The organism is Microbacterium sp. BWR-S6Y, from assembly GCF_041379845.1.
Lineage (GTDB): Bacteria > Actinomycetota > Actinomycetes > Actinomycetales > Microbacteriaceae > Microbacterium > Microbacterium hydrothermale.
This window is the reverse complement of sequence record NZ_JBFECV010000003.1, coordinates 161,595-185,750: the sequence shown is the minus strand read 5'-3', so window position 1 is coordinate 185,750 and position 24,156 is coordinate 161,595. Positions and strand designations below refer to the sequence as shown.

At 70.6% G+C, this 24,156-nt stretch carries 25 protein-coding genes; 18 read left to right on the top strand and 7 right to left on the bottom strand.

Annotated elements, in window-relative coordinates; translation table 11 throughout:
- Window positions 1-25 precede the first annotated feature (25 nt).
- Genes AB1K56_RS07925 through AB1K56_RS07910 form a run of 4 tightly spaced genes read left to right on the top strand, consistent with a single transcriptional unit; the run spans window position 26 to window position 3,443 of the window.
- Complete coding sequence (locus AB1K56_RS07925; RefSeq protein ID WP_371205207.1) at window positions 26-442, top strand: hypothetical protein; 417 nt, start codon at window positions 26-28, stop codon at window positions 440-442.
- A 19-nt stretch (window positions 443-461) separates the two neighbouring features.
- Window positions 462-914 (top strand): hypothetical protein, encoded by a 453-nt coding sequence (locus tag AB1K56_RS07920; RefSeq protein ID WP_371205206.1) that lies wholly within the window; start codon window positions 462-464, stop codon window positions 912-914.
- Between the two features lies 1 nt (window position 915).
- Window positions 916-3,132: a hypothetical protein gene (locus AB1K56_RS07915; RefSeq protein WP_371205205.1), complete on the top strand. Its 2,217-nt coding sequence runs from the start codon at window positions 916-918 to the stop codon at window positions 3,130-3,132.
- A 35-nt stretch (window positions 3,133-3,167) separates the two neighbouring features.
- On the top strand, window positions 3,168-3,443 hold the full coding sequence (locus AB1K56_RS07910; RefSeq protein ID WP_371205204.1) for a hypothetical protein: 276 nt from the start codon (window positions 3,168-3,170) through the stop codon (window positions 3,441-3,443).
- Window positions 3,444-3,497: 54 nt separating this feature from the next.
- Here the strand turns inward: AB1K56_RS07910 and AB1K56_RS07905 are convergent, their stop codons facing one another.
- On the bottom strand, window positions 3,498-3,779 hold the full coding sequence (locus AB1K56_RS07905; RefSeq protein ID WP_371205203.1) for a hypothetical protein: 282 nt from the start codon (window positions 3,777-3,779) through the stop codon (window positions 3,498-3,500).
- Window positions 3,780-3,903: 124 nt separating this feature from the next.
- Entirely contained in the window at window positions 3,904-4,824 is a 921-nt protein-coding gene (locus tag AB1K56_RS07900; protein ID WP_371205202.1) for a tyrosine-type recombinase/integrase, read from the bottom strand.
- 231 nt (window positions 4,825-5,055) lie between these two features.
- Here AB1K56_RS07900 and AB1K56_RS07895 point away from each other — a divergent pair, with 231 nt between their 5' ends.
- Window positions 5,056-5,406, top strand: a complete 351-nt coding sequence (locus tag AB1K56_RS07895; RefSeq protein WP_371205201.1) for a hypothetical protein — start codon at window positions 5,056-5,058, stop codon at window positions 5,404-5,406.
- A gap of 108 nt (window positions 5,407-5,514) precedes the next feature.
- On the opposite strand, the gene AB1K56_RS07890 is transcribed toward AB1K56_RS07895, so the two are convergent.
- Window positions 5,515-6,210: a DUF1345 domain-containing protein gene (locus tag AB1K56_RS07890; RefSeq protein WP_264630832.1), complete on the bottom strand. Its 696-nt coding sequence runs from the start codon at window positions 6,208-6,210 to the stop codon at window positions 5,515-5,517.
- A gap of 251 nt (window positions 6,211-6,461) precedes the next feature.
- Between AB1K56_RS07890 and aceE the strand changes: the two genes are divergently transcribed.
- The 6 genes from aceE to AB1K56_RS07860 all read left to right on the top strand — a co-directional run bounded on the left by aceE (window position 6,462) and on the right by AB1K56_RS07860 (window position 14,198).
- Window positions 6,462-9,188 carry a pyruvate dehydrogenase (acetyl-transferring), homodimeric type gene (gene aceE, locus AB1K56_RS07885; RefSeq protein ID WP_371205200.1) on the top strand — a complete coding sequence of 909 codons (2,727 nt, stop codon included), beginning with the start codon at window positions 6,462-6,464 and terminating at the stop codon, window positions 9,186-9,188.
- 125 nt (window positions 9,189-9,313) lie between these two features.
- On the top strand, window positions 9,314-10,486 hold the full coding sequence (locus tag AB1K56_RS07880; protein WP_371205435.1) for a PucR family transcriptional regulator: 1,173 nt from the start codon (window positions 9,314-9,316) through the stop codon (window positions 10,484-10,486).
- A gap of 167 nt (window positions 10,487-10,653) precedes the next feature.
- On the top strand, window positions 10,654-11,574 hold the full coding sequence (locus AB1K56_RS07875; protein WP_371205199.1) for an ACP S-malonyltransferase: 921 nt from the start codon (window positions 10,654-10,656) through the stop codon (window positions 11,572-11,574).
- Window positions 11,571-12,575: a beta-ketoacyl-ACP synthase III gene (locus AB1K56_RS07870; RefSeq protein ID WP_371205198.1), complete on the top strand. Its 1,005-nt coding sequence runs from the start codon at window positions 11,571-11,573 to the stop codon at window positions 12,573-12,575. Before AB1K56_RS07875 ends, AB1K56_RS07870 begins: the two co-directional genes overlap by 4 nt.
- A gap of 67 nt (window positions 12,576-12,642) precedes the next feature.
- Window positions 12,643-12,891: an acyl carrier protein gene (locus AB1K56_RS07865; RefSeq protein WP_022880558.1), complete on the top strand. Its 249-nt coding sequence runs from the start codon at window positions 12,643-12,645 to the stop codon at window positions 12,889-12,891.
- A gap of 68 nt (window positions 12,892-12,959) precedes the next feature.
- Entirely contained in the window at window positions 12,960-14,198 is a 1,239-nt protein-coding gene (locus AB1K56_RS07860) for a beta-ketoacyl synthase (protein WP_371205197.1), read from the top strand.
- A gap of 144 nt (window positions 14,199-14,342) precedes the next feature.
- Here AB1K56_RS07860 and AB1K56_RS07855 read toward each other — a convergent pair whose 3' ends face one another.
- The 3 genes from AB1K56_RS07855 to AB1K56_RS07845 form a co-directional block, all read right to left on the bottom strand.
- Window positions 14,343-14,846: a DUF3145 domain-containing protein gene (locus AB1K56_RS07855; RefSeq protein ID WP_076675660.1), complete on the bottom strand. Its 504-nt coding sequence runs from the start codon at window positions 14,844-14,846 to the stop codon at window positions 14,343-14,345.
- A gap of 129 nt (window positions 14,847-14,975) precedes the next feature.
- The gene (locus tag AB1K56_RS07850; RefSeq protein WP_371205196.1) at window positions 14,976-15,857 is read right to left on the bottom strand and encodes a hypothetical protein; all 882 of its coding nucleotides are present in this window, start codon (window positions 15,855-15,857) and stop codon (window positions 14,976-14,978) included.
- A gap of 80 nt (window positions 15,858-15,937) precedes the next feature.
- A complete protein-coding gene (locus AB1K56_RS07845) occupies window positions 15,938-16,522 on the bottom strand; it encodes a hypothetical protein (protein ID WP_371205195.1) in 585 nt (194 codons plus the stop codon).
- A 146-nt stretch (window positions 16,523-16,668) separates the two neighbouring features.
- Here AB1K56_RS07845 and AB1K56_RS07840 point away from each other — a divergent pair, with 146 nt between their 5' ends.
- Together AB1K56_RS07840 and AB1K56_RS07835 are read left to right on the top strand one after the other, a co-directional pair.
- Window positions 16,669-17,343: a response regulator transcription factor gene (locus AB1K56_RS07840; protein ID WP_136585590.1), complete on the top strand. Its 675-nt coding sequence runs from the start codon at window positions 16,669-16,671 to the stop codon at window positions 17,341-17,343.
- Window positions 17,340-18,770: an ATP-binding protein gene (locus tag AB1K56_RS07835; RefSeq protein WP_371205194.1), complete on the top strand. Its 1,431-nt coding sequence runs from the start codon at window positions 17,340-17,342 to the stop codon at window positions 18,768-18,770. Before AB1K56_RS07840 ends, AB1K56_RS07835 begins: the two co-directional genes overlap by 4 nt.
- 112 nt (window positions 18,771-18,882) lie before the next feature.
- Here the strand turns inward: AB1K56_RS07835 and AB1K56_RS07830 are convergent, their stop codons facing one another.
- Window positions 18,883-19,221 (bottom strand): ATP-dependent DNA ligase, encoded by a 339-nt coding sequence (locus tag AB1K56_RS07830; RefSeq protein WP_205822589.1) that lies wholly within the window; start codon window positions 19,219-19,221, stop codon window positions 18,883-18,885.
- Window positions 19,222-19,453: 232 nt separating this feature from the next.
- Here AB1K56_RS07830 and AB1K56_RS07825 point away from each other — a divergent pair, with 232 nt between their 5' ends.
- The 5 genes from AB1K56_RS07825 (at window position 19,454) to AB1K56_RS07805 (ending at window position 24,093) form a co-directional block, all read left to right on the top strand.
- A complete protein-coding gene (locus AB1K56_RS07825) occupies window positions 19,454-19,849 on the top strand; it encodes a GntR family transcriptional regulator (protein ID WP_371205193.1) in 396 nt (131 codons plus the stop codon).
- Entirely contained in the window at window positions 19,846-20,757 is a 912-nt protein-coding gene (locus tag AB1K56_RS07820) for an ABC transporter ATP-binding protein (RefSeq protein ID WP_371205192.1), read from the top strand. Before AB1K56_RS07825 ends, AB1K56_RS07820 begins: the two co-directional genes overlap by 4 nt.
- Window positions 20,754-21,449 carry a hypothetical protein gene (locus AB1K56_RS07815; RefSeq protein ID WP_371205191.1) on the top strand — a complete coding sequence of 232 codons (696 nt, stop codon included), beginning with the start codon at window positions 20,754-20,756 and terminating at the stop codon, window positions 21,447-21,449. Before AB1K56_RS07820 ends, AB1K56_RS07815 begins: the two co-directional genes overlap by 4 nt.
- Window positions 21,450-21,691: 242 nt before the next feature.
- Window positions 21,692-23,071 (top strand): hemolysin family protein, encoded by a 1,380-nt coding sequence (locus tag AB1K56_RS07810; RefSeq protein WP_371205190.1) that lies wholly within the window; start codon window positions 21,692-21,694, stop codon window positions 23,069-23,071.
- Entirely contained in the window at window positions 23,068-24,093 is a 1,026-nt protein-coding gene (locus tag AB1K56_RS07805) for a CNNM domain-containing protein (RefSeq protein WP_371205189.1), read from the top strand. The genes AB1K56_RS07810 and AB1K56_RS07805 overlap by 4 nt, the downstream gene beginning before the upstream one ends.
- The last annotated feature ends 63 nt before the right edge of the window (window positions 24,094-24,156 follow it).

The following is a 24,156-nucleotide window of genomic DNA, read 5'->3' as shown; positions in this document are numbered from 1 at the left end:
ACACCGACCACACCGGAGGAAAGTCATGCTCACTCGTCAGGCGATCATCATCGCCACCATCCGCACCGCCATCCCCGCCGCGATCGGCTGGCTCCTCGCCCTCCTCATCGCCCGCATCCCCGTCGCCGCCGACATCATCGCCGCGCTCGACCGCATCCTCGCCGACGCCGTCCCCGGCGCAGCTCTCACCGTCACGACCGTCCTGAACGCCGCCGCGATCGGTCTCGTCGTCGCCGCCTACTACTGGCTCGCCCGCAACCTCGGCCGACGCTCGCCCATCGTCGAGACCTTCCTCCTCGGCTCCTCGCAGCAGCCCGTCTACGCCAAGCAGAACGCCGACGGCGCCTACGACATCACCGGACTGCCCGACCCGTCGAAAGCCACGCGAGAGACCTTCCAGGCGGCGCTGCAGGCCGCGCGCCGCAACGGCTCGACCGACTGAGCGGAGGGGAGTCAGGCCGATGCCGACGAAACAGTACAGCGGCCGCCTCGCCGACATCGGCCTCGAGCTCCTCACGGGCCTCCGGCCGGTCGTGCGGGTCCGGCCGGAAGCCGAGGCGTTCAGCGCGGACGGGCTCATCTCGTCCGTGCCCAAGACCCTGACCCTCACCGACGGCTCCGCGTTCACGGTGAGTCTCGTCCCGTCGGGCGAGCTCACGAATGCCAAGACCGGCGAGCCCGGAGTCGACTACATCATCGAGGTCGGCCGCTTCGAGGACGCCATCGACGGGACGCGATTCCACGGCACCGACGCGTTCCGTTTCACCGCCACCGCCGGCGGCGGGAACATCGGCGAGATGGCCGGCGGCTCCCTGCTCGCGGTGTGGCTCGGCCCGAACTGGCCACCCCTCCCCTCACCCCCCGGTCTCTACATCGACACGACTCCCCCGAACGAGTGGGGAGTGAGGAGCTGACATGCCGCTTCCCGTAGACGTTCCCGTCCTCGGCCGCTTCCAGGGCGGAAAGGGCGACAAGGGCGATACCGGCACCTTTGCCGACGCCACCGCCATCTCGGTCGCCGCCGACGAGATCGACCTCAAGCCCCGCATCACCGGCCCCGAGACCGCACGCGTCGTGCAGCTTCGGATCCCCCGCGGCCTCCCCGGCACGAACGCCGTCGAGAACGACACCGCCTTCGCGACCTACGCCGGCGCCACCGACAGCAAGACCTACCGCGCCCTCGCCCGCACGTACGACCGCGGAGAGGGCGTCGCGATCGAGCGGTTCCTCTCCGCCGACGAACGCTTCTCCGATGCCCCCATGGCCTTCATGCAGCGCGGCTACAACGGCATCGACCGATCCTTCGGGCCCGCGCAGCTGCGCATCCCCGACGGCATCCACCAGATCAGCACCTCGCTCAAGATGACCACCGCCCGCCGCGACGTCAGCTTCATCGGCGCCGGCAGCCGCATGACGCGATTCGTCCTCGCCCCCGACTGCTTCGCACTCGCCGAGGGTTACGGCGACTCGGCGACGGGACGCCGGTTCGACGGCCTGCTCATGCGCGGGTTCACGATCGACGCGTCGGCGCAGGCGGGGCAGCCCAACGCGTCGATGAAAGGCCTGAACATCGGGCACATCTTCAACAGCCGCTTCGAGGACATCGAGATCATCGGCAGCTGGGCGACGGCGTTCGGGCTGGATTTCCTCGTCAACGTCGTCATCGAGAACTGCGGCGCCACCGGCGCCGGCCGCGGCGTCAACAAGGAGTCCCTCCTCGGCTTCGGCTCGGGGTTCGGCATCGGCACCGGCGCGTACCCCAACGAGTCGATGTTCCTGCGCAACGTGCGCACGAAGAACAGCGGCCGCATGGGCATCAACCTCGAGTGGCTGCACGAGTACGGCCAGTACTTCGACACGCAGATCCTCGTCGACGGGTGGCACTCCGACGGCGACGCCGTCGGCATCGGCGACCTCGGCAACGGTGGACTGCAGGTCTACAACGCCCTCATCGAGTACTTCACCGCCGCCGCGATCGTCATCGGCCCCGGCGGGCAGGCGCCGCAGGGCGGCCGCCGGGGTCACATCGACAAGTCGGTGCGCATCCGCAAGGGCGCCAAGACGAGCGCGAACCGCCCCGACCAGGACATCTACGGCGCAAACGGCATCGTTCTCCGCGGAGAGGGCGCCGGCGGATACAACCTCGAGGCGGTCATCGAGAACATCGAGGGCGCGGCGCTGCTCGCCGAGCCGGGCTTCCGGCTCACCCCGGGCGGTCTGCGCGTCGCGCTGCAGGTCTTCCGTGCGCTCAAGGGCGTCGACTGGCGCGCCGGCGGCCGCATGGAGCCGGACGTGATCTTCGAGGACGGGCACTACGAGGACAGCAACATCGGCCTCGACCTGCGCACCGCCATGCTCGCGCCCGGCATCCACCGGAACACGTTCCGCTCCACCTCCGGCGCGCAGCCAATCGCGGTGCGCTTCGACCCGGCGATGCCGGTCAACAAGGCCGTCATCAGCGAGAACGTCGCCATCGACACCGCCACGTTTATCGACGGCCGCGCAGCGCTCACCGAGCTCGTCGAGCGCGACAACCGCATCGTCACGACGTCGGTGGACCCGAGCGTGATCTTCTTCGACCAGATGACGGCCTACCCCGACGTCAACAGCCTCGGCGACGGGTGGATCGCAGCGAGCGTCGGAGCGTTCACGCAGAGTCACGTCTGGGGCCGCGGTCGCTACGGCGCGCAGCCGCAGCCGGGCGGCACCGGAAACTCGGGCGCGGGAGTCCGCTACCGCGACGCCGGCGTCCTCGGTTACTCGATCAGCGCATGGATCGACCCGCCCTCCACCGGCATCGGCCGCCGCGGCATCGTCGCGTCGTTCGACCCGGCAACGGGCGTCTGCATGGTGATCGAGAACTCCTCGACCTACTACCAGGTCACCCGTTACGACCTCTCCGGACAGCGACAGACCGTCGCGACGTCGACGGTTCCGACCGCCACACGTGCGCACGTCGAGATCCGTCAGAGCGCGACGGGTAACACGTTCTGGTTCTACATCAACGGTGAGCTCGTCCGCGATCCGTTCAACACCAGCACCGTTCCGAAGACGCGCTACGCCGGCATGTTCGGCCTGGCGTCCGCGGACGGCTGGATCAACGGACTCGGGATTCGCCCCTTCGCGGGCTGAGAGGAGAAGACGAGATGTCCGAAGATGTGGCGAGGGTGAAGCCCACGCCGCTCGAGCGGCTGCAGGCGGCCCTGGCCGACCTGCCCGAGGAGCGCTCGGCACAGATCAAGGTCACGGTCGAGACAGACGGGGAGGTCGCCGCCGAGTGGCACGACGGCGACGCCTGGACGTACGTCTCGATCCGCGACGACGACACGATGTTCCTGGTCCGCCAGAGCGGCCACGAGCTCGAGGAGCGGGTGGTGCCGTTCGATGATCGGCTGCTGCCGGCTCTCTTCGAATGGTCCGCCGGGCAGGATGCGCCCGTCTGATTCAAGCAAGCCCCGGCGTCCCTCTTCGGAGGTGACGCCGGGGCACTCTCGTCGTTACAGCCGCCGCACACTGACCGCGTTGCGCCAGACCACCGGCTGCCAGTGCCCGCCGTCGCACGGCACCTCGAGCACGACGATGCGATCGTTCGCGCCCATCGCCCACGCCTCGACACGCTCGGCGGCCTGGTTCGGCCACTGCACCCACGCCCACACCGGACGCTTGTCCCGGTACCACTCGACCGGCTGCTGCCCGTACGCCTGCAGCGGGAGTGTGATCGGATGCACGGATGCCAGCGTGCGCGACAGCATCTCGTCGCTGACCTTCGTCGAACCCATAGACCGGTCCCCTTTCCCCGGCCACGCAACAGGCTACGCGCTCCCCGGCGCGACGAAACGCCCCTCCCTGCACTCACGTGTGCGGGGAGGGGCGTTTTGTTCGTCTGCGGGGCGCGTGCCGCGCTCAGGCAGCGAGCGGATTAGCGCTGCGGCCGGAGCGGATGGGCACGACGCGGCCCGGGAGGGCGTCGACGGCCGCGCGCTTCCGGCGCTCGCTGACGCCGGTGTAGATCTGCGTCGTCGCGAGGGACTCGTGCATCATCAGCTCCTGCACGACGCGGATGTCGACCTCGGCCTCGACGAGGTCTGTACCGTACGCGTGGCGCAGGGAGTGGGGGGTTAGCTTCGGATCGGTGATGCCGGCGCGGATCTTTGCTTTCGTGATGAGGTCGGTGACGGAGGAGCCGCGCACGTGCCCGGTGCGGGTGCCGCGGGCGGGGAACCACCAGTCATCCGCCGGCATGGTCGTCGCGAGCTCGGCAATGACGGGGTGCAGCGGGAGGCGGCGCTCCTTGTTGCCCTTTCCGACTGTGCGGATGGTGCTCGTCAGGCGGTCGATGTCGCCTCCGTGCACCGCGCCGATCTGTGACACGCGGAAGCCCTGGAAGTAGCCGAGGAGAATCATGGCGCGTGTCTTTCGGTACGCGCCCGAGTCGAGCATCGCGTCGATTTGCGCGCGGGTGAACGGTCGAGGCGTGCCCTTCGGGGCGGTGACCGGGGCGAGGCGCACGGTCGGGTCGTCGCCGCGGAAGTCGTCCTCGAGCAGGAACCGGAAGAATGCGACGAGCGCGCCGCGTTCGGTGCGTCGTGTGCCGGCGGTGATGCCAGGGCGCCCGAGGTGCCGGCGGAGGTCGACCAGTGTGACCTCTTCGTAGGACTTGCCGCACGATCGGCGCAGCGTGCGCACGAAGGAGGCGCGGTTGCGGATGGTGGTTTCGGCGAGCCCGGCCGAGCGCTGGTACTCCTCGAAGTAGGCGAGTGCGAGGTCCCAATCGTCTTGATCCGATATCAGCCTGAGCTGCGGTTTCCTCTGCGCAACACCCATGATCGGTCCCCCTCTGTCGTGAGCCTCGCGGCCCCGGAATGTGCAGTGGAGCGACGCTATGCAATGGCGGCGGCGTGTCGCTCGTTTGGTGCATCGGTGAGCCGGATCTCAGTAGTCACCAGTAGGCGCCGATGCCGGAATGTCGGTGGTTCGTGGTGGACTCCCGGTGCACGCACGCACCGCACCCGAAGCGGTACTCGCCCGTGCGTTTCCCCAGGAGCGACCCCTCCCTTGACCATGTGGAGACAGTGGCTCGACCGCGCCACCAACAGAGATTCAGATCGAGAGATTGCGAGGAAGACGAGGCTCGCGCACACCACTATCGGCCGATGGCGGAATGCCGGCACCGCGCCGGCCGAAGGTGTCATCGCGATCGCTCGCGCGTACGGAGCGGATCCGATCGAAGGGCTCATCTTCGCCGGCCTGCTAACCGAGGCGGACCTGCTCAATGGCGGGCTGCGCAACGCGGTGCGCCATGCCCCGACGGCGTACCTCACCGAGGAGCTGCACGAGCGGGTCACAACCGGGCGCGTGCACGGCGGGTTCGAGGAGCTGCGGCGCATGTTCCGCGCACGGGCCTAGATCAGGCGGCGCGGCCTGCGCGACGCGACGCGAGGCTGACGACGGGAGCGACGGAGCGCCGCACTTCCACCGTGGATGTCGTCGGTTCGATCCCGGCAGGGCCCACCGTCAGTTCAGGATGTTCACGCTGCGCGCGATCACCAGCGCGAGCAGGATGAACCCCGACACCGCCTGCACCATCATGAACAGCTTGGCCCTGCTCGACAGGGGCATGACGTCGGTGGGGCTGAACGCCATCGCGTTGGATGCCGAGAAGTACAGGTAGTCGACGTAGCCGGGCGCCCAGTCCTCGACGTCGGACGAGCGGCGTCGCACCTCGCTGACCGCGTCGCGGTCGGAGTCCTGGGGGAACTGGAAGTCGGCGGGCGGCAGCTCGTCGCGGGCGTCTCGGCGGCGGGCGATCGGGCCGCCCCGGTCCATCTCCCAGTAGACGACGGCGTAGCCGATGACGTTGATCGCCCACACCTGCGCCGCGCCCAGGAGCGTTCCGGCCCCGTCGCCCTGCCCCTGCAGCAGCTGATGCACGAGCAGCACGAGCGCCACCTGGTTCGCGAGCAGCAGCACGGCGGTGAAGGCGAGGGCGAAGCCGCGCCCGAGTCGCGACTCGCGCGTCAGGCGCGACGGATTGGTCACCACCATCGGAATGGCGCACAGCACACCGGCGCCCACGACGACGTACCTCAGGATGCCGGAGGCCTCGGTCGGCAGGAACGCGTACAGCCCCGCCCCCACGGCGAGGGCGATGAGCACCGGCCACCGGTGCTCGGGTCGCGTGCGGAACGCGGAGGGATCCTGCGTGGTCACGGGCTCAGGCTAGACCCGCCGCGTCGCCGCGCCCGGGCTGCGGCATCCTTCATCGACAGTCCACAGGCGGCGCGCGACTGCTCGACGTCGAAGCGTCGCGACGACGAGACGACGACGGAGGGCCCCGCGCGCATCCGTCGGCGCCGCGACTCGCTAGGCTGGACGCTGGTTGATTGTGCGGAGCGAACAAGGGTTGCCGCACTCGTATGGCGATTCTCTGGCATGACCTGCCAGACGACGAAAGGTCTTCCGTGACTGTTCACGACCAGGATCCGTATTCGCAGGGGCCGCAGGACAGCGACCCGGAAGAGACCGGGGAGTGGCAGGAATCCCTCCGCCAGCTCGTCCAGGCCAAGGGGCCGGCTCGCGCTCGCGAGATCATGCTGAGCCTGCTCAAGGGCTCGAAGGAACTGCACCTCAACGTGCCGATGGTTCCGACCACCGACTACATCAACACGATCGCTCAGAAGAACGAGCCCGAGTTCCCCGGTGACGAGGAGCTCGAGCGTCGTTACCGCAAGTGGATCCGCTGGAACGCGGCGGTCACCGTGCACCGCGCGCAGCGCCCCGGCATCGGCGTCGGCGGTCACATCTCGACCTACGCCTCGTCGGCCGCCCTGTACGAGGTGGGATTCAACCACTTCTTCCGCGGTCTCGACGACCCCTCCGGTGGAGACCAGATCTTCATCCAGGGCCACGCGTCGCCCGGCGCGTACGCCCGCGCCTACCTCGAGGGTCGCCTCACCGAGGCGCAGCTCGACGGGTTCCGCCAGGAGAAGTCCGCGGCCCCGAACGGCCTTCCGTCGTACCCGCACCCCCGTCTCATGCCGGAGTTCTGGCAGTTCCCGACGGTGTCGATGGGTCTCGGTCCGATCAACGCCATCTACCAGGCGATGTCGAACAAGTACCTCTCGAACCGCGGCATCAAGGACGTCTCCGACTCGCACGTATGGGCGTATCTCGGTGACGGCGAGATGGACGAGGTCGAGAGCCGCGGCCAGCTCCAGGTCGCCGCGAACGAGGGCCTGGACAACCTGACCTTCATCATCAACTGCAACCTGCAGCGCCTCGACGGCCCCGTCCGCGGCAACGGCAAGATCATCCAGGAGCTCGAGAGCTTCTTCCGCGGCGCCGGCTGGAACGTGATAAAGGTCGTCTGGGGTCGCGAGTGGGACGACCTGCTCGCCCGTGACACCGAGGGCGCGCTGCTGAACCTGATGAACACCACGCCCGACGGCGACTACCAGACGTACAAGGCCGAGAACGGCGCGTACGTGCGCGAGAACTTCTTCGGACGCGACCCCCGGGCCCTCGAGCTCGTCAAGGACTACACCGACGAGCAGGTCTGGGGCCTCAAGCGCGGTGGCCACGACTACCGCAAGGTGTTCGCGGCGTTCAAGGCGGCCAAGGAGCACAAGGGCCAGCCCACCGTCATCCTCGCCAAGACCATCAAGGGCTACGGTCTCGGTCCCCACTTCGAGGGCCGCAACGCCACGCACCAGATGAAGAAGCTGACGCTCGACGACCTCAAGGCGTTCCGCGACGCGATGGACATCCCCGTCACCGACGCGCAGCTCGAAGAGAACCCGTACCAGCCGCCGTACTACAACCCCGGTGAGCAGGACGAGACGATCAAGTACATGCTCGAGCGTCGCCGTTCGCTCGGCGGGTTCCTGCCCGAACGTCGCACCACGCACGTGGGTCTGGAACTGCCCGGGGATGCCGCGTACGCGCTGCCCAAGAAGGGCTCCGGCACGCAGGACGTCGCCACCACCATGGCGTTCGTCCGTCTGCTGAAGGACCTGCTGCGGGTCAAGGGCTTCGGCCACCGCATCGTGCCGATCATCCCCGACGAGGCGCGCACGTTCGGCATGGACGCGTACTTCCCGACGGCGAAGATCTACAACCCCAAGGGCCAGCACTACACCTCGGTCGACCGCGAGCTCCTGCTGGCGTACAAGGAGAGCCCCGAGGGGCAGATCATCCACGTCGGCATCAACGAGGCGGGCGCCCTCGCGGCGTTCACCGCGGCCGGCACGGCGTACTCGACCCACGGCGAGCCGCTCATCCCGGTCTACGTCTTCTACTCGATGTTCGGCTTCCAGCGCACGGGCGACGCCCAGTGGGCGGCCGGCGACCAGATGGCGCGCGGCTTCATCATCGGCGCCACCGCCGGTCGCACCACGCTGACCGGTGAGGGTCTGCAGCACGCCGACGGTCACTCGCAGCTGCTCGCCTCGACCAACCCCGCGACCGTGTCGTACGACCCGGCCTACGGATACGAGATCGCCCACATCGTGCGCTCCGGCATCGAGCGGATGTATGGCGGGGAGCACTCCGACCCGAACGTCATGTACTACCTGACCGTCTACAACGAGCCCTACGTGCAGCCCGCCGAGCCCGAGGGCGTCGACGTGGACGGCATCGTCCGCGGCATCCACCACATCTCCACCGGTGAGGGCGACGGCCCCCGCACGCAGCTGCTCGCGTCGGGCGTCGGCGTGCCGTGGGCGCTCGAGGCGCAGCGCCTGCTGAAGGACGACTGGGGCGTGAAGGCCGACGTGTGGTCGGTCACCTCGTGGTCGGAGCTGCGTCGCGACGGTCTCGCCGCCGACGAGCACAACTTCCTGCACCCCGACGAGGAGCCCCGCGTGGCGTACCTCACCGACAAGCTCAAGGAAGCCGAGGGTCCCGTCGTGGCCGTCAGCGACTGGATGCACGCGGTGCAGGACCAGATCCGCCAGTGGGTCCCGCAGAACTATTGGACCCTGGGCGCCGACGGCTTCGGCTTCTCCGACACCCGCGCCGCGGCTCGTCGCTTCTTCAAGATCGACGGTCCCTCGCTCGCGGTCCGTGCCCTGCAGGCTCTGGCCGAAGAGGGCAAGGTCGACCGCGCCGTGGTCGGACAGGCGATCGAGAAGTACCGCCTGCACGACGTCAACGCCGGCACCAGCGGCAACGCGGGCGGCGAGGCCTGATCCACGTGACGGATTCCACCGTCGGACCCGGTTCCCCCCGCACCACGGGCGGGACCGGGTCCGACCGGTCTTCGGGCACCGACGCCGCGGCCGAGAAAGCCGAGACGCTCACCTGGCTACGGCGCATCTCCGGCGATCTGGCGACCGCGACGATCCAGCGCCTCGAAGAGACGCTCCCCTGGTACGCCGAGATGCCTCCCGCACGGCGCTCGGCGGTGGGGCTGGTCGCCCAGGCCGGCATCACCTCGTTCCTGCAGTGGTTCGAGGAGCCGGCATCCACTCCGGCGATCGCGGCCGACATCTTCGCCGCGGCCCCGCGCGAACTGCTGCGCAGCGTCAGCCTCACGCAGACGCTGCAGCTCGTCCGCGTCACCGTCGAGGTGATGGAGGAGCGGGTCGCCGGGCGCAGCGAGAAGGTGCGCGAGGCGATGCTGTCGTACTCGCGCGAGGTCGCCTTCGCCGCCGCCGACGTCTACGCCCGCGCGGCCGAGGCCCGCGGACTCTGGGACGCCCGCCTCGAAGCGCTCGTCGTCGACTCGATCCTCACGGGCGAGGCCGACGACGAACTCCCCAGCCGCATCGCCGCCCTCGGCTGGCACGGGCACGGCGAGGTCGCGGTGCTCGTGGGCACCACTCCCCCGCAGCTCGACGTCGACCAGGTGCGGCGCACGGCCCGCAAACTCGGCGTCGACGTGCTGATCGGCGTGCAGGGCTCGCGTCTCGTGCTCGTCGTGGGTCGCGCCGACCTCCCCGCCCGCAGTGGCGGCGACGACACCGCCGAGCTGCCATTCCCCGAGATCGCCAAGCGTCTCGAGCCCGGCTTCGGCTCGGGTCACCTCGTGCTCGGCCCCGCCGTTCCGGCCCTCGTCGACGCGGGGCAGAGTGCGCGGGCGGCGCTCGCCGGCTTCGCCGTCGCGCGAGCCTGGCGACACGCTCCGCGTCCGGTCGAGGCCGGCGACCTGCTGCCCGAGCGCGCGTTGGCCGGCGACGCGGTCGCGAAACAGACCCTCGTCGACCGCGTGTACCGCCCCCTGCAGGCGCACAGCGCGGATCTCGTCGCGACGCTGTGGAGCTACCTCGACAACGGGCGTTCGCTCGAGGCGACGGCGCGCGAGCTATACGTGCACCCGAACACGGTGCGCTACCGCCTCAAGCGCGTGTCCGAGGTGATCGGGTGGGATGCCACCGGCCCGCGCGAGGCGCTGATCCTGCAGACGGCGCTGATCCTCGGTTCGATCGGGACGGATGCCACGCGTCGTCGCGGCCTCGCCGGCCGGCGTCCGGTCCCCGCGCGCTGACACCCTTTTGCCCGGATCGAGTGTCCCAGGCACACGGTAAGCGGCGCACGGCTCGCGCCGCGCGAGGCGGATGATGGGGGTCCGATGCACGGCGCGCACAAAGACACGCCGCATATCTGTGCCGATATCTCCATAAGAGCGCGCCCGATCCTTGGCAGGATGGGACGGTGATCATCGCCGTCTTCCCCGGACAGGGGTCGCAGACCCCCGGATTCCTCTCTCCGTGGCTCGAGCTCGACGGGGCGCGCGAGCGTCTTGCGGCCTTCTCCGATCAGGCGGGCGTCGACCTCGTCGCCGCCGGGACCGAGTGGGATGCCGACCGCATCCGCGACACCGCGGTCGCTCAGCCGCTCATCGTGGCGGCGTCGCTGCTGTCGTGGGCAGCCCTGAACGAGCGCGCGGGTGCATCCGTGGGCGGGGTCGCGGGACACTCCGTGGGCGAGATCGCCGCGCTGGCGGCATCCGGAGTCCTCGGCGACGACGACGCGCTGCGTCTGGTGGGACTGCGCGGCCGCGCGATGGCCGAGGCCGCCGCCGCCGTGCAGACGGGGATGAGCGCCGTCGTCGGTGGCGACGAGCAGGCCGTGCTCGAGCGCCTCGACGCCCTCGATCTCACTCCCGCCAACTACAACGGCGGTGGGCAGATCGTCGCCGCCGGAGAGCTGCCCGCTCTCGCCGAGCTCGCGGCCGAGGCCCCGCGCGGGACGCGCGTCATCCCGCTGCAGGTCGCGGGCGCGTTCCACACGCGCTTCATGGAGCCCGCGGTCGAGACCCTGCGCGCCGCAGCGGCCGACGTGGAGGCGAGCGACCCGCGCCTGACGCTGTGGACCAACTCCGACGGCTCGGTCGTCGCCGACGGCCGCCGCGCCCTCGACCTCGTCGTCGCGCAGGTGGCATCGCCCGTGCGCTGGGACCGCTGCATGGCCTCGTTCGCCGAGCACGGCGTCACCGGCATCATCGAACTCTCGCCCGCCGGGGCCCTCACCGGGCTCGCCAAGCGCGCCCTGCGCGGCACCCCGACCGTGGCGGTCAAGACCCCCGACGACCTCGACGCGGCCGTCTCACTCCTGAAAGAAGACCAGGCATGAGCACCCCCACCCTCCGCCAGACCCAGGGCGCGGCGCACACCCGCATCTACGCCTACGGCGCCGCCCGCGGTGAGAACTTCGTCCCCAACGACGACCTCGTCGGCCCGATCGACTCGAGCGACGAGTGGATCCGCCAGCGCACCGGCATCGTCACGCGCGTGCGCGCGAACAAGGAGACGGATGCCATCGACCTGGCCTCCGAAGCCGCGCGCGAGGCCGTCGAGAAGTCCGGGGTCTCCCCCGCCGACATCGACGCCGTGATCGTCGCCACCATCAGCAACCCGAAGCAGACGCCCTCGGCGTCCGCGATCGTCGCCGACCGCATCGGCGCCAACCCCGCCGCGGCGTACGACGTCAACGCCGCGTGCGCGGGCTTCGCCTACGGCGTGGGACAGGCCGACGCCCTCGTGCGGGCGGGCCTGGCGACGCACGTCGTCGTGGTGGGCGCCGAGAAGCTCAGCGACATCGTCGACCCCACCGACCGCAGCATCTCGTTCCTCCTCGGCGATGGCGCGGGCGCCGTGGTCGTCGGTCCGAGCGACACCCCCGGGATCGGACCGACCATCTGGGGCTCCGACGGGTCCAAGGCCGACGCCGTGGGCATGAACGCCACCCTCAACGAGTTCCGCGACGGCACGGCGCCGTGGCCCACCCTCCGCCAGGAGGGCCCGACGGTCTTCCGCTGGGCCGTGTGGGAGATGGTCAAGGTCGCGCGTCAGGCGATCGAGGCGGCCGGCATCGAGCCCGCCGACCTCGCGGCCTTCGTGCCCCACCAGGCCAACATGCGCATCATCGACGAGTTCGCCAAGCAGCTCGGTCTGCCCGAGACCGTGGTCATCGGCCGCGACATCGAGACCACGGGCAACACGTCCGCGGCGTCCATCCCTCTCGCCACCCACCGTCTGCTCGAGGAGCACCCGGAGCTGAGCGGCGGACTCGCGCTGCAGATCGGCTTCGGCGCCGGACTCGTGTTCGGCGCGCAGGTGGTCGTGCTTCCCTGACGCGGCGACGCCGAACCCTAGACTGATCGGGGCCTGTCAGGCCCGCCCCCAAGAAACAGGAGACATCATGGCATTCACCAATGACGAGGTTCTCGCCGGCCTTGCCGAGCTCATCACCGACGAGACCGGGATCTCGGCCGACGAGGTCGCCCTCGAGAAGTCGTTCACCGATGACCTCGACATCGACTCCATCTCGATGATGACGATCGTCGTCAACGCCGAGGAGAAGTTCGGCGTCACCATCCCCGACGACGAGGTCAAGAACCTCAAGACCGTCGGCGACGCCGTGACGTTCATCACGTCGAACCAGTCCTGACACCTCCCGGTGGGGGCTTCGGCCCCCACCGGTCACGACCTGTCGTCCGCACCAAGGATTCCTCGCTCATGAGCACACCCCGCATCGTCGTCACCGGCATCGGAGCCACCTCGCCCATCGGCGGAACGGCACCCGAGAGCTGGTCCGCCCTGCTCGCCGGCACCTCCGGCGCCCGTTCCCTCGAGCACGAGTGGGTCGAGCAGTACAACCTGCCCGTCACGTTCGCCGCCGAGGCGCTCGTGCGTCCCGAGACCGTGCTCGAGCGACCCGTCGCCAAGCGCCTCGACCCGTCCTCCCAGCTCGCGATGGTGGCGGCGAATGAGGCCTGGGAAGACGCCGGCAGCCCCGACATCGACCCCGACCGCCTCGGCGTCGACTTCGCCACCGGGATCGGCGGCGTCTGGACGCTGCTCGACGCCTGGGACACCCTCCGCGAGAAGGGCCCGCGTCGCGTCATGCCGATGACGGTCCCCATGCTCATGCCCAACGCGGCGGCCGGCAACCTCTCCCTCCACTTCAACGCGCGCGCCTTCGCCCGCACGGTCGCCTCCGCGTGCGCGTCCAGCACCGAGTCGATCGTCAACGCCGTGCAGCACATCCGCGACGGCCTGGCCGACGTCGTGATCGCCGGCGGCACCGAGTCGGCGATCCACCCGATCACGATCGCCTCGTTCGCGTCGATGCAGGCGCTGTCCAAGCGCAACGACTCCCCCGAGACCGCCTCGCGGCCCGCGAGCATCGACCGTGACGGCTTCGTCATGGGCGAGGGTGCGGGCGTGCTGATCCTCGAGACCGAGGAGCACGCCAAGGCGCGCGGTGCCAAGATCTACGCCTCGATCGTGGGCGGAGGCGTCACCGCCGACTCGTACCACATCACCGCCAACGACCCCGAGGGTCAGGGTGCCGCCCGTGCGGTCCACCTGGCGCTGGAGATGGCCGGAGCGTCGGTCGACGACGTCACGCACATCAACGCGCACGCGACCTCGACCCCGGTCGGCGACCCGAACGAATACAAGGCGCTGCGCGCGGTGTTCGGCGACCGCGTCGACGAGATCCCGGTCTCGGCGACGAAGGCCTCCACCGGTCACCTTCTCGGCGGCACGGGCGCCCTCGAGGCGATCTTCACCGTCCTCGCGCTGCAGAACCGCGTGGCTCCGCCCACGATCAACCTCACCGAGCAGGACCCCGAGGTCCCGTTCGCCCTCTCCGGCTCGCCCATCGAGCTCGGGGCCGGCGACCAGCTCGCGATCAGCAACTCGTTCGGCTTCGGCGGACACAACGCCGTCGTCGCGATCGCCTCGGTCTGATCCGACGAGAACGCCCCCTGGCATCCCTCCGACTGCGATCGGGGATGCCAGGGGGCGTTCTCTTTCGTCCGAGCGGGGATACGCGGTCCCGGCGCCGGGTGCGGACACCGGCCTCCGGTAGTGGCGCCTCCCCGCCCGGCGGTCTCAGCCGACCTTGTGCAGCCAGACGATCTGCTGATCGTCGCCCGCGTGACGGAACGGTTCGAGCTCCTCGTCCCACGCGGAACCGAGGGCGACGTCGAGTTCGCGCTGCAGTTCGAAGGGATCGCCCGCGGCGACCTCCATCGCGTACCGCACGCGGTCCTCGCCGATGACGACGTTGCCCGACGCGTCGGTCTGCGCGTAGTGGATGCCGAGCCCCGGCGTGTGCATCCAGCGACCGCCGTCGCTGCGGGGCGTGGGGTCCTCGCTCACCTCGAAGCGCAGGTGCTCCCAACCGCGGATGGCGCTCGCGAGGGCCGCACCGGAGCCGACGGGACCCTCCCAGTAGAACTCCGCGCGACGGCTGCCCATCAGCACGGGCTGGTCGGCCCAGTCGAAGTTGACGGCACGGCCGAGAGCGCGTCCCACCGCCCACTCCAGGTGGGGGCACAACGCGCGGGGCGCGGAGTGGATCAGGATCACTCCGCGCGAAGACGTGATCGCCATGGTCTCTCCTTCGTCAGGTACGTCTTCCCCTACGACCTGTGATGGAGCACGGCGGCTGTTCGGTTGTCCCGGCAATTATCGCCCGCGCATAACGAAATCACAACACTGTGATTCCGCCGACAGCGCGGCTCAGCCGAACCAGAGCGCCCAGTACAGCGCGAAGTTGCGGTTCCCGTACGCCGAACACGCGTCGCCGGCGCCCCAGCGGGCGGCCAGAGCGGCCGGATTGGGCTGATAGGGGGTGTAGTTGTACAGCGCGGCGGTGGCCTCGTTCGCGATCGTGACGTCGCTCCCGCCGCAGGCGGGGTCAGGTGAATAGGCGATGTAGTGCGTGCCGGGTTGGCGCATGAAGTCCGAAGCGCTGTACGACTTCAGGTCGGTCACGCCCTGGGCCACCTGCTCCGCGAAGCCCGCCACGCCCGCATCGCACGCGGCGTCGTCGGGGCACCGGGCGCCCATCGCGGCGCCCAGCTGCGCGGGACTCGGGGCACGTGCGGTCCGACCCACCACGAGGCTCTGCTCCTTCTGCAGGGTGACCAGGATGACCTTGGCCGAGATGCCGCACGCGCGCTGTACCCGGTCGATCACCTCGGCGGCGGTCAGGCGTCCCCCGTCCCAGCCCTCGCAGATCGTGCGGCCCGTGGCATCCGAGACGATCGGTGCGCGGGCGGGGAGATCCACCTCCAGGTTCGCCAAGCACGTGTCCGAGGTGCACGCGCCGACCTGGTCGTCGAGGAACGCCTGGATCTGATCGGCGGTGAGGGCGTCGCCGTCATAGAAGTCGTCGTCGGAGATGAGCGACCCCGCGTCGAACGCGGTCAAGTCGACCGCCTCGCGGCGCGTCTCGGCGTTCCAGGCGGCGTTCCACGCGCGCGTGAGGGTGATCAACGGCACGAGGGCCGCGATGATCAGGGCGACGAGCGTGGCAGCGGTGACGCCCGCGACGATCCGGCGGCGGCGGAGCACGCGGACGCGGGCCGCGGAGGGGCGCCGCTTGCGAGTCTTGGCCACCATACGATCGTGCCGCACCGCGCTGACCGCGCGCTGCACGCGGGAGCGTGGGCGCGTCGGTCAGCGCGGTCGGCGCCGGCTCAGCTGCCGGGCTGGGCCGGCGGGGTGGGGGCCGAACCGTCGGCGGGCGGCGTGGGGGCGGTGCCGTCGGCCGGGGGTGCCGGCGGGGTGGGGGCGCTGCCGTCGGTCGGCGGAGTGGGGGCCGAACCGTCGGCGGGCGGAGCCGGCGGGGCGGGCTTCTCCCCCTCGACCTTCGGGCCTCCCGCACCGGGGCCCGCGGGACCGGCACCGCCGGGTCCGCACTCGGCGGGTCCTGCGCCTCCACCGGGCGCGGCCGGAGCGGTGCCGTCTGTCGGGGCAGGGCTCGGGACGGTCCCGGGCGTGGGGGCCGTGCCGTCGGCGGGTGCGCCGCTGGGCGTCGATCCGGGCGTCGGGGCGCTGCCGGGACCGGTCGAGCCCCCGTCGGCGCTGGGGGCAGAGGTCGCCGACGCGAGGGTCGCCCCTCCGCCGGTCTGCGCGGCCAGGGCGGCGCTTCCTCCGGTGAGGCCGGCGGCCACGATGACCGCACCCGCGATGAGGGCGGGCCGGCGCCAGCTGCGTCGGCGCGGCTCGGCGGTGTCGTCCAGACGCGGCAGCGGCTGCGTGGGGTTGTCGTCGTCGTTCATGATCTCCTCCTGTGCCGGTGGCGTTCACCGGCTCCTGAGACCAGACTTCGAGCCGGGACTGAAGCGAACCTGAAGCCGGTCGCCGACGGGCGAGCGCATACGCAAGCCATATCCCGCGTTCAGGGGGTGGCTCTAACGTCGGTCGGATGTCCGCTCCCGCCCGCGTGCTCGTCCTCGACGACGACGAGACGATCCGCGTGTCCGTCCAGACCGCGCTGCGCTCCGAGGGCTTCGTGACCGAGGCCGCTCCCGACGGGAGCGATCTGAGCGCCCGGCTCGAGCGGTTCCGCCCCGATCTCGTGATCCTGGACTGGATGATGCCGGGGCCCAGCGGCATCCGTCTGCTCCCCCTCGTGCGGGCGACGGGCGACATCCCGGTCATCATGCTCACGGCGCGCGACGAGGTCGACGACCGCCTGCGCGGCTTCGCCGAGGGCGCCGACGACTACGTCGTCAAACCCTTCACCATGGCGGAGCTCGTCGCGCGGGCCGGGGTGGTGCTGCGTCGGCGCGGGCGCCTTCCGCAGACCCTCGCGATCGGCGACCTCCTCGTCGACCCGGATGCCGCGACCGCCCACCGCGCGGGAGCGTCGCTGGATCTGACGGCCACCGAGTTCCGCCTGCTCCAGCTCTTCGCGGAGAGCCGCGGACGCACGCTGTCGAAGGCGCAGATCCTCACCCAGGTGTGGGGGTACGAGGACTACGACCCCAACCTCGTCGAGGTGCACCTCAGCGCCCTGCGCCGCAAGATGGAGCAGCACGGACCCCGGTTGATCCACACCGTCCGCGGCCTCGGATACCGGCTGAGCGTGACGCCGTGACCACTCCCGTGCTGAGGTCGGGCTCTCTGCGGCGGCGCACGATCGTGGCCGTCGTGGCGCTCGTCGCGCTGCTGCTCGTCGTGCTGGCCGTCGTGGTCGACGTGGCGCTCGGCGCGCGCCTGCGCGGGCAGATCGAGGACCGCCTGCGCGATCGCGCGGCCGCCACTGCGTCGCTCGTCGGCACGGTCGACGACGCCGACCTCGCCGAACGCCTGTCGGACCAGGGTCTCGCGGTGCGCATCGACGGCGCGGGGGGCGAGTCGATCGTCGCCGGACCGAGTCCCGAGCAGCTGCGCGAGGCCCCTCCGGGGCCGGGCGGCCCGGGTGCCGGCGGCCCCGGCGACCGATCCACGCCGCAGGCCGCCCCCTCGAGCAGCGTGCAGGTGGTGGCATCCGAGGTCTCGGGCGACGACCAACTGGTGACTCTGCGGTCGACGTTGAGCGACGGTTCGGTCCTGACCCTCACGGCCTCGGCCGTCGGCGTGGGCGAGACGCTCGCGCAGGTGCGGTGGATCATGGCGGTCGCGTCGGTCGGCGTGCTCGTGCTCGCGGCGGGCGCCGTGACCCTGGTCGTCCGCCGCAGTCTGCGGCCGCTGGACCGCGTGTCGGAGGTGGCCCGGGCGATCGGCGCCGGCGAACGCGGGCGTCGGCTGCGTCCGACCCGCGCCGACACCGAGATCGGGCGCGTCGCGACGGCGCTCGACGACATGCTCGACGACGTCGTCGGTGCCGAGCAGACCGCCCGGGAAGCCGAGCAGCGGCTGCGGGCGTTCCTGTCGGACGCGGCGCACGAACTGCGCACACCGGTCGCCGGCATCCGGGCGGCCGCCGACACCCTCGTGCGGGCCGACCTCGACGGACCCGAGCGCGAGCTGCTGGCCGCCCACGTCGCGCGCGAGGCCGGCCGTGCGTCGCGGCTCGTCGACGACCTTCTGATGATGGCGCGCGTGGACCGGGGGCTCGAGCTGCAGCGCGTCGAGGTCGACCTGCGCACGCTCGTCGACGCCGAGGCGCGTCGGGTGCCGCTCGTGCACCCCTCGGTGCGGCTGCGGACGACGTCGCCGGAGGGGGCCGTGATGGCACGCGTGGACGTCGACCGGCTCGCGCAGGTGGTGGCGAACCTCGTCGAGAACGCCGCGCGGGCCACGGACGGAACCGGACGTATCGACCTCGCGCTCGAGGAGCGCGCTCACCGCGCCGTCATCTCAGTGACCGACGACGGGCCGGGGGTTCCCGTCGCCGAGCGGGAGCGCATCTTCGACCGGCTCGTGCGCCTCGACACCGCGCGGGCCTCGGCCGCGGGCGTCGGCCTGGGGTTGCCGATCGCCCGCGGGATCGCGCGCGCCCACGGCGGCGACGTGCGCTGCACGGCTGCCGGGGACCGGGGCGCGCGGTTCGAGATCGATCTGCCCCTCGCCGCCGACTGAGCGGGGCGACGCCCGCGCGCGAACCTTCCGGAGCGTCGGCGCCGCGGCATCCGTCTTCCCGCGACCGGCGGGGATCAGGATGCCGCGAGCGCCGGCCGCACGCGGGTGCGCGTCAGGACGCGGTGCGCCCGACGGGACGACGGGCCGGGGCGGGCGGCGGAGCGATCCCCGCGGCCGTCAACGTGAGGCCGTCCGCACCGCTGGCGTCGTGCATCATCTGGTCGATGAGCTCGCGATCGATCGCGGGCTCGCGTCCCCCGTAGAACTGCATGACGAGCGCGTTCGAGGCGTGGATCCACAGGCTGGCCTGGCGGACGCCCTCGTTGACGGGCAGCTGCAGCATGAATCCCTCGTTGCGACGCAACTTGTTCATGACGACGATGCGCAGGTGGGCGAGGATGCGGTCGTCGATGTCGAACGATGCGCGGTCTCGGTAGATGAGTCTTCCCACGACGGGTCCTTTTCTGGCGCGCTGAAGCGTACCGGTAGAGCACGGGCGGGACCACGCCGGGAAGCGAGGCAATGCGGGGACCTTCAGTATTTCACTGTTCGGGGGTGTCGGCGGCATCCGACCGATATATCGGTAGCGGTCGCGGGGCTGCATCGTCGGCGGCACTTGACGCGCCCTTCGTCCGTGTTGCATGGTTACTTAGTCAAGTAGGTAACCAACAGACGGAGATCACATGATCGACGACGGCCGGGCTCTGTTCCTCCAGATCGCCGAGAGCGTGGAGGACCAGATCGTCGACGGCTCCCTCCCCGAGGAGAGCCGCGCTCCCTCGACCAACGAATTGGCCGCGTTCCACCGCATCAACCCCGCCACGGCGGCGAAAGGAATCAGCATGCTCGTAGACAAGGGCGTCCTCTACAAACAGCGCGGGATCGGCATGTTCGTCGCCCCCGGGGCGCGCGCCCAGCTCCTCGGCGAGCGCCGCACCGCCTTCGCGGATCGCTTCGTCGACCCGCTCCTGGCCGAGGCACGCACCCTGGGTCTGGGGGCCGACGACCTGGCCGATCTCATCCGCGAGCGCGCCGGGATCGGTTCCGCCGCCGGTCTGACCGAGGGGACGCTGCGATGACCGCCGTGATCGAGGTCTCGAACCTGACGAAGCGCTACCGCGACGCGGTCGCGGTGGACGACGTATCGTTCCGCGTCGAGAAGGACACCATCACGGGCCTTCTCGGCCGCAACGGCGCCGGCAAGACCACCGTGATGTCGATTCTGACCGCGCAGAACATCGCGACCGCGGGATCGGTGCGCATCTTCGGTGAGGAGCCGTACGAGAACGCGCGCGTGCTGTCGCGCATGTGCTTCGTGCGCGAGAGTCAGAAGTACCCCGATGACGCGCAGCCCCGGCACGCGTTCGGGTCCGCGCGACTGTTCTTCCCGCACTGGGACCAGAACCTGGCGGAGCGCCTGATCGATGAGTTCCAGCTCCCGACCACGCGCGCCATCAAGAAGCTCTCGCGCGGGCAGCTGTCGGCGGTCGGCATCATCATCGGGCTCGCCTCCCGCGCGGAGATCACGTTCTTCGACGAGCCCTACCTCGGCCTCGACGCCGTGGCCCGGCAGATCTTCTACGACCGCCTGCGGGAGGACTACACCGACCATCCGCGCACGGTGATCCTGTCGAGCCACCTGATCGACGAGGTCGCGAACCTGCTCGAGAAGGTCGTCGTACTCGACCGCGGGCGCATCGTGATGGACGAGGAGACCGACGCGGTGCGCGATCGGGCCGTCACTCTCGTCGGCGACGTCGGCGCGGTCGACGCGTTCTGCGCCGACCGCGAGGTGCTGCACCGCGAGGGGCTCGGCCGGGTGGCATCCGTCATCGTCGCCGGTCCGCTGTCGCAGACCGACCGTCGCGCCCTCACCGCCTCCCGCGTCGAGATCGTCCCGGTCTCGCTGCAGGAGCTCGTCGTCCGAACCACCCGCCACGCCGCGCAGACCCGCGGCGAGCGCATCGAGGAAGGAGCGCTGCGATGAGCCGCACGCTGAACGTCGTCCGCATGCAGCTGATCAACCGGCAGACCTTCGTGTGGATCCCCCTGATCATCCTGTTCGGGAGCCTGGGGATCAGCCTCGCGCTGTACGGCATCATCCAGTCGGCCGGGGCGTCGGGCGTGAAGATTGGCGGGGGCGTGCAGGCCCCGCTGTGGTACTTCCTGGCGATCGGCGTGCAGGCCCTGACGCGGACGTTCCCGTTCTCGCAGGCGATGAGCGTCACGCGTCGCGAGTTCTGGAGCGGCACCCTGCTCACGGCGGTCGGCACGGCGGTGCTGCTGTCGGCGGTGTTCGTCGTGGGCGGCCTGATCGAACAGGCGACCGGCGGTTACGGCATGAACGGGTGGTTCTTCTTCATGCCCTGGGTGTGGGACGCCGGCGCCCTGGCGGCCGGAGTGGTCTACTTCGCGATCGCGATGTTCTTCTTCGTCATCGGCTTCTGGGCGGCGACCGTCTACAAGCGCTTCGGCGCGACCGTGACGACGCTCACCCTCGTCGGGGTCGGTGTGGGGCTGGTGGTGATCGTGTGGCTCGTCACGGCGACCGGATCGTGGCCGACGGTGGTCGAGGCGGTGACGCGGGCCGGCGCGCTCGGACTCGCGCTCGTGGGGCTCGTGCTCACCGCGGCATTGGCGGCATCCGCGTTCCGCACCTTGCGCCACGCGATGCCCTGACGCGTGGATCGGTGCGGGGCCGCGTCGACGGACGGCGCGGCCCCGCCCCGTGCGCGGTGACCGCGACTCCCGGCGGGATGGGGGCGAATCCCCAGGATGCCGTGACCTCGCGCCGCTAGCGTGAGGGGCGATCTGCGATCACCCGACCCACGAGAGAGAAAACCCGTGAGCCATCACCGCACCTCCACCGACCAGGAGGGCCGATCTTCGAGCCCCCTCTTCTCGAGAGGGGGTGAGATCTGATGCTGGCCGCGGCCCTGACGCTTCTGTTGGGGATCATCGTCACTCTGGCGATCATCGTCGCGTGCGGATTCTTCGTCGCGCAGGAGTTCGCCTACATGTCCGTCGACCGGGCGAAGCTGACCGCGCGGGCCGAGAAGGGCGACGCGCAGGCGAAGCGCGTCCTCGCGATCACCAAGCGCACCTCGTTCATGCTGTCGGGCGCGCAGCTGGGCATCACCGTGACCGGACTGCTGATCGGTTACGTGGCCGAGCCGTTGATCGGCGAGTCGATCGGCACGCTGCTGGGCGGCGTCGGCGTGGACCCGGCCGTCTCGGTGCTCATCGGTACCGTGGGGGCCCTCCTGCTCGCCACGGTGGTCACGATGATCTTCGGCGAGCTGTACCCGAAGAACCTCGCGATCGCGAACCCCGAACCCCTCGCCCGCGCCCTCGCGGTGCCCACGCGCATCTACCTGCTGCTGTTCGGCTGGCTCATCACGGTCTTCGACGTCGCCGCCAACGCCCTGCTGCGTCTGCTGCGCATCGAGCCCCTCGAAGACGTCGACGAGAGCGCCACGGCGCGCGACCTCGAGGCGATCATCGAGGAGTCGCGGCAGAGCGGCGATCTGCCCGACGACCTCTCGATGATCATCGACCGCATCCTGGACTTCCCCCAGCGCGACGTCGAGCACGCGATGGTCCCGCGCTCGCAGGTCGGTTCGGTCTCCCCCGACACCACCGTGGGCGAGGTGCGGGCCCTCATGGCGACGGGCCACACCCGCTACCCCGTGATCGGCGACGAGGACTCCCCCGTGGGCGTCGTCGAACTGATCGACATCCTGCGGGAGCAGCCGGCGGATGCCGCTCCCGTGTCCTCCGTCATGCGCGCGGCCGTCGTGATCCCGACGTCGATGCTGCTGCCGGTGGCGCTGGATCGCATGCGGCACACCCGTAACGAGCTCGCGTGCGTCGTGGACGAGTACGGCAACTTCGACGGCATCCTGACCATCGAGGACCTGACCGAGGAGGTCATCGGCGAGCTCTCCGACGAGCACGACGCCGAGGTGGCCGAGGTGGCCGCCGTCGGCGACGACGCGTGGAGCGTGCCCGGCGACCTGCACCTCGACGAACTCGAGCGGCTCATCGGCTTCGACCTCGCCGACAGCGACGTCGAGACCGTCGCGGGGCTCGTCATCGAGACGCACGGCGATCTCCCGCCGGTCGGCGGAATCGTGCGCATCGACCTGCCCGAGCGGGCCTCCGAGACCGTGCAGGGGCTCGATTACGAGCGCTGGCTCGCCGTCGAGGTCGTCGAGGTCGACCGCCATGTGCCGTCGCAGCTGCGGGTGCAGGTGCATGAGCTGGACCGCGCGGCCCGCGATGAGGAGGTGACCCGATGAACGGCTGGACCGTCGCGCTCATCACCACGGCGCTCATCATCGCGAGCGCCTTCTTCGTCATCGTCGAGTTCGCCCTGTTGGCGGCTCGTCGGCACCGGCTCGAGGAGGAGGCCGCCACCAGCGCCTCCGCGCGCGCGGCCCTGCGCGGAGTCAACGAGCTGACCGTCATGCTCGCCTTCGCGCAGTTGGGCATCACCGCGTGCACCTTCCTGCTCGGAGCGATCACCAAGCCGGCGATCGACTACGCCCTCGCCCCGATGTTCGAGGCGTGGGGGCTGCCCTACGTGCTCGCCGACATCATCGCGTTCATGCTCGCGCTGATCGTCGTCACGTTCCTGCATCTCGTGATCGGCGAGATGGCGCCGAAGTCGTGGGCGATCGCCCACCCCGAGACCGCGGCGAAGGCCACCGGCATCCTGGCCCGCGCCCTCACGTGGCCGCTGCGCCCGTTCCTGCTGTGGATCAACCACATCGCGAACCGCCTGGTGAAGGCGTCGGGCGTGGAGCCCGTCGACAAGGCCGCCGCCGGCGGGCAGGACGCCGACACCATCCGCGAGCTCGTCGCGCACTCGCGTCAGGCCGGCACGCTCGAGCGGCAGTACTCCGAGCCCATCGCGCAGGCGATCGCCCTCGGCACGCTCACCGTGGGCGACATCGTCCGCACCGACCGCTCCCCCACCGCGGTGTCGGCGCAGGCGACGGTCGCCGACATCCAGCGGGTGGCCGCCTCGTCGACCCACCTGCGCATCCTCGTCGGCCAGGGAGCGTCGTCGCGGGTCGCGCACGTCCGCGACACGCTGGCCGTCGATCCGTCGACGCCGGCGATCGAGATCGCGCGCGAACCGCTGCTGCTGGAGCCCACGGCATCCGCCTACGACGCCCTGGCGCGCATGCGCCGCGGGCGCGTGCAACTGGCTACGGTGGTCGAGGGAGAGCGCCTCGTCGGGGTGGTGACCCTCGACGACCTGCTGCGCGAGATCCTGCCCGGACCGGGCGAGGGCGTCGAGGTGGCTGCGCGCTAGGGGGTTCGGGGCGGAGTTCTCCCCTCGGAGCGGCGGTTTCGCGCCCCGAGGGGAGGATGCCGC

Bases quoted from the DNA above. Each gene is read 5' to 3' on its own strand.
- AB1K56_RS07805 (WP_371205189.1), top strand. From the start codon at position 23,068: ATGAACGGCTGGACCGTCGCGCTCATCACCACGGCGCTCATCATCGCG.
- AB1K56_RS07925 (WP_371205207.1), top strand. From the start codon at position 26: ATGCTCACTCGTCAGGCGATCATCATCGCCACCATCCGCACCGCCATC.
- AB1K56_RS07820 (WP_371205192.1), top strand. From the start codon at position 19,846: ATGACCGCCGTGATCGAGGTCTCGAACCTGACGAAGCGCTACCGCGAC.
- AB1K56_RS07825 (WP_371205193.1), top strand. From the start codon at position 19,454: ATGATCGACGACGGCCGGGCTCTGTTCCTCCAGATCGCCGAGAGCGTG.
- AB1K56_RS07840 (WP_136585590.1), top strand. From the start codon at position 16,669: ATGTCCGCTCCCGCCCGCGTGCTCGTCCTCGACGACGACGAGACGATC.
- AB1K56_RS07905 (WP_371205203.1), bottom strand. From the start codon at position 3,779: ATGGGTTCGACGAAGGTCAGCGACGAGATGCTGTCGCGCACGCTGGCA.
- AB1K56_RS07845 (WP_371205195.1), bottom strand. From the start codon at position 16,522: ATGAACGACGACGACAACCCCACGCAGCCGCTGCCGCGTCTGGACGAC.
- AB1K56_RS07865 (WP_022880558.1), top strand. From the start codon at position 12,643: ATGGCATTCACCAATGACGAGGTTCTCGCCGGCCTTGCCGAGCTCATC.
- AB1K56_RS07860 (WP_371205197.1), top strand. From the start codon at position 12,960: ATGAGCACACCCCGCATCGTCGTCACCGGCATCGGAGCCACCTCGCCC.
- AB1K56_RS07920 (WP_371205206.1), top strand. From the start codon at position 462: ATGCCGACGAAACAGTACAGCGGCCGCCTCGCCGACATCGGCCTCGAG.
- AB1K56_RS07855 (WP_076675660.1), bottom strand. From the start codon at position 14,846: ATGGCGATCACGTCTTCGCGCGGAGTGATCCTGATCCACTCCGCGCCC.
- AB1K56_RS07870 (WP_371205198.1), top strand. From the start codon at position 11,571: ATGAGCACCCCCACCCTCCGCCAGACCCAGGGCGCGGCGCACACCCGC.
- AB1K56_RS07900 (WP_371205202.1), bottom strand. From the start codon at position 4,824: ATGGGTGTTGCGCAGAGGAAACCGCAGCTCAGGCTGATATCGGATCAA.
- AB1K56_RS07915 (WP_371205205.1), top strand. From the start codon at position 916: ATGCCGCTTCCCGTAGACGTTCCCGTCCTCGGCCGCTTCCAGGGCGGA.
- AB1K56_RS07810 (WP_371205190.1), top strand. From the start codon at position 21,692: ATGCTGGCCGCGGCCCTGACGCTTCTGTTGGGGATCATCGTCACTCTG.
- AB1K56_RS07815 (WP_371205191.1), top strand. From the start codon at position 20,754: ATGAGCCGCACGCTGAACGTCGTCCGCATGCAGCTGATCAACCGGCAG.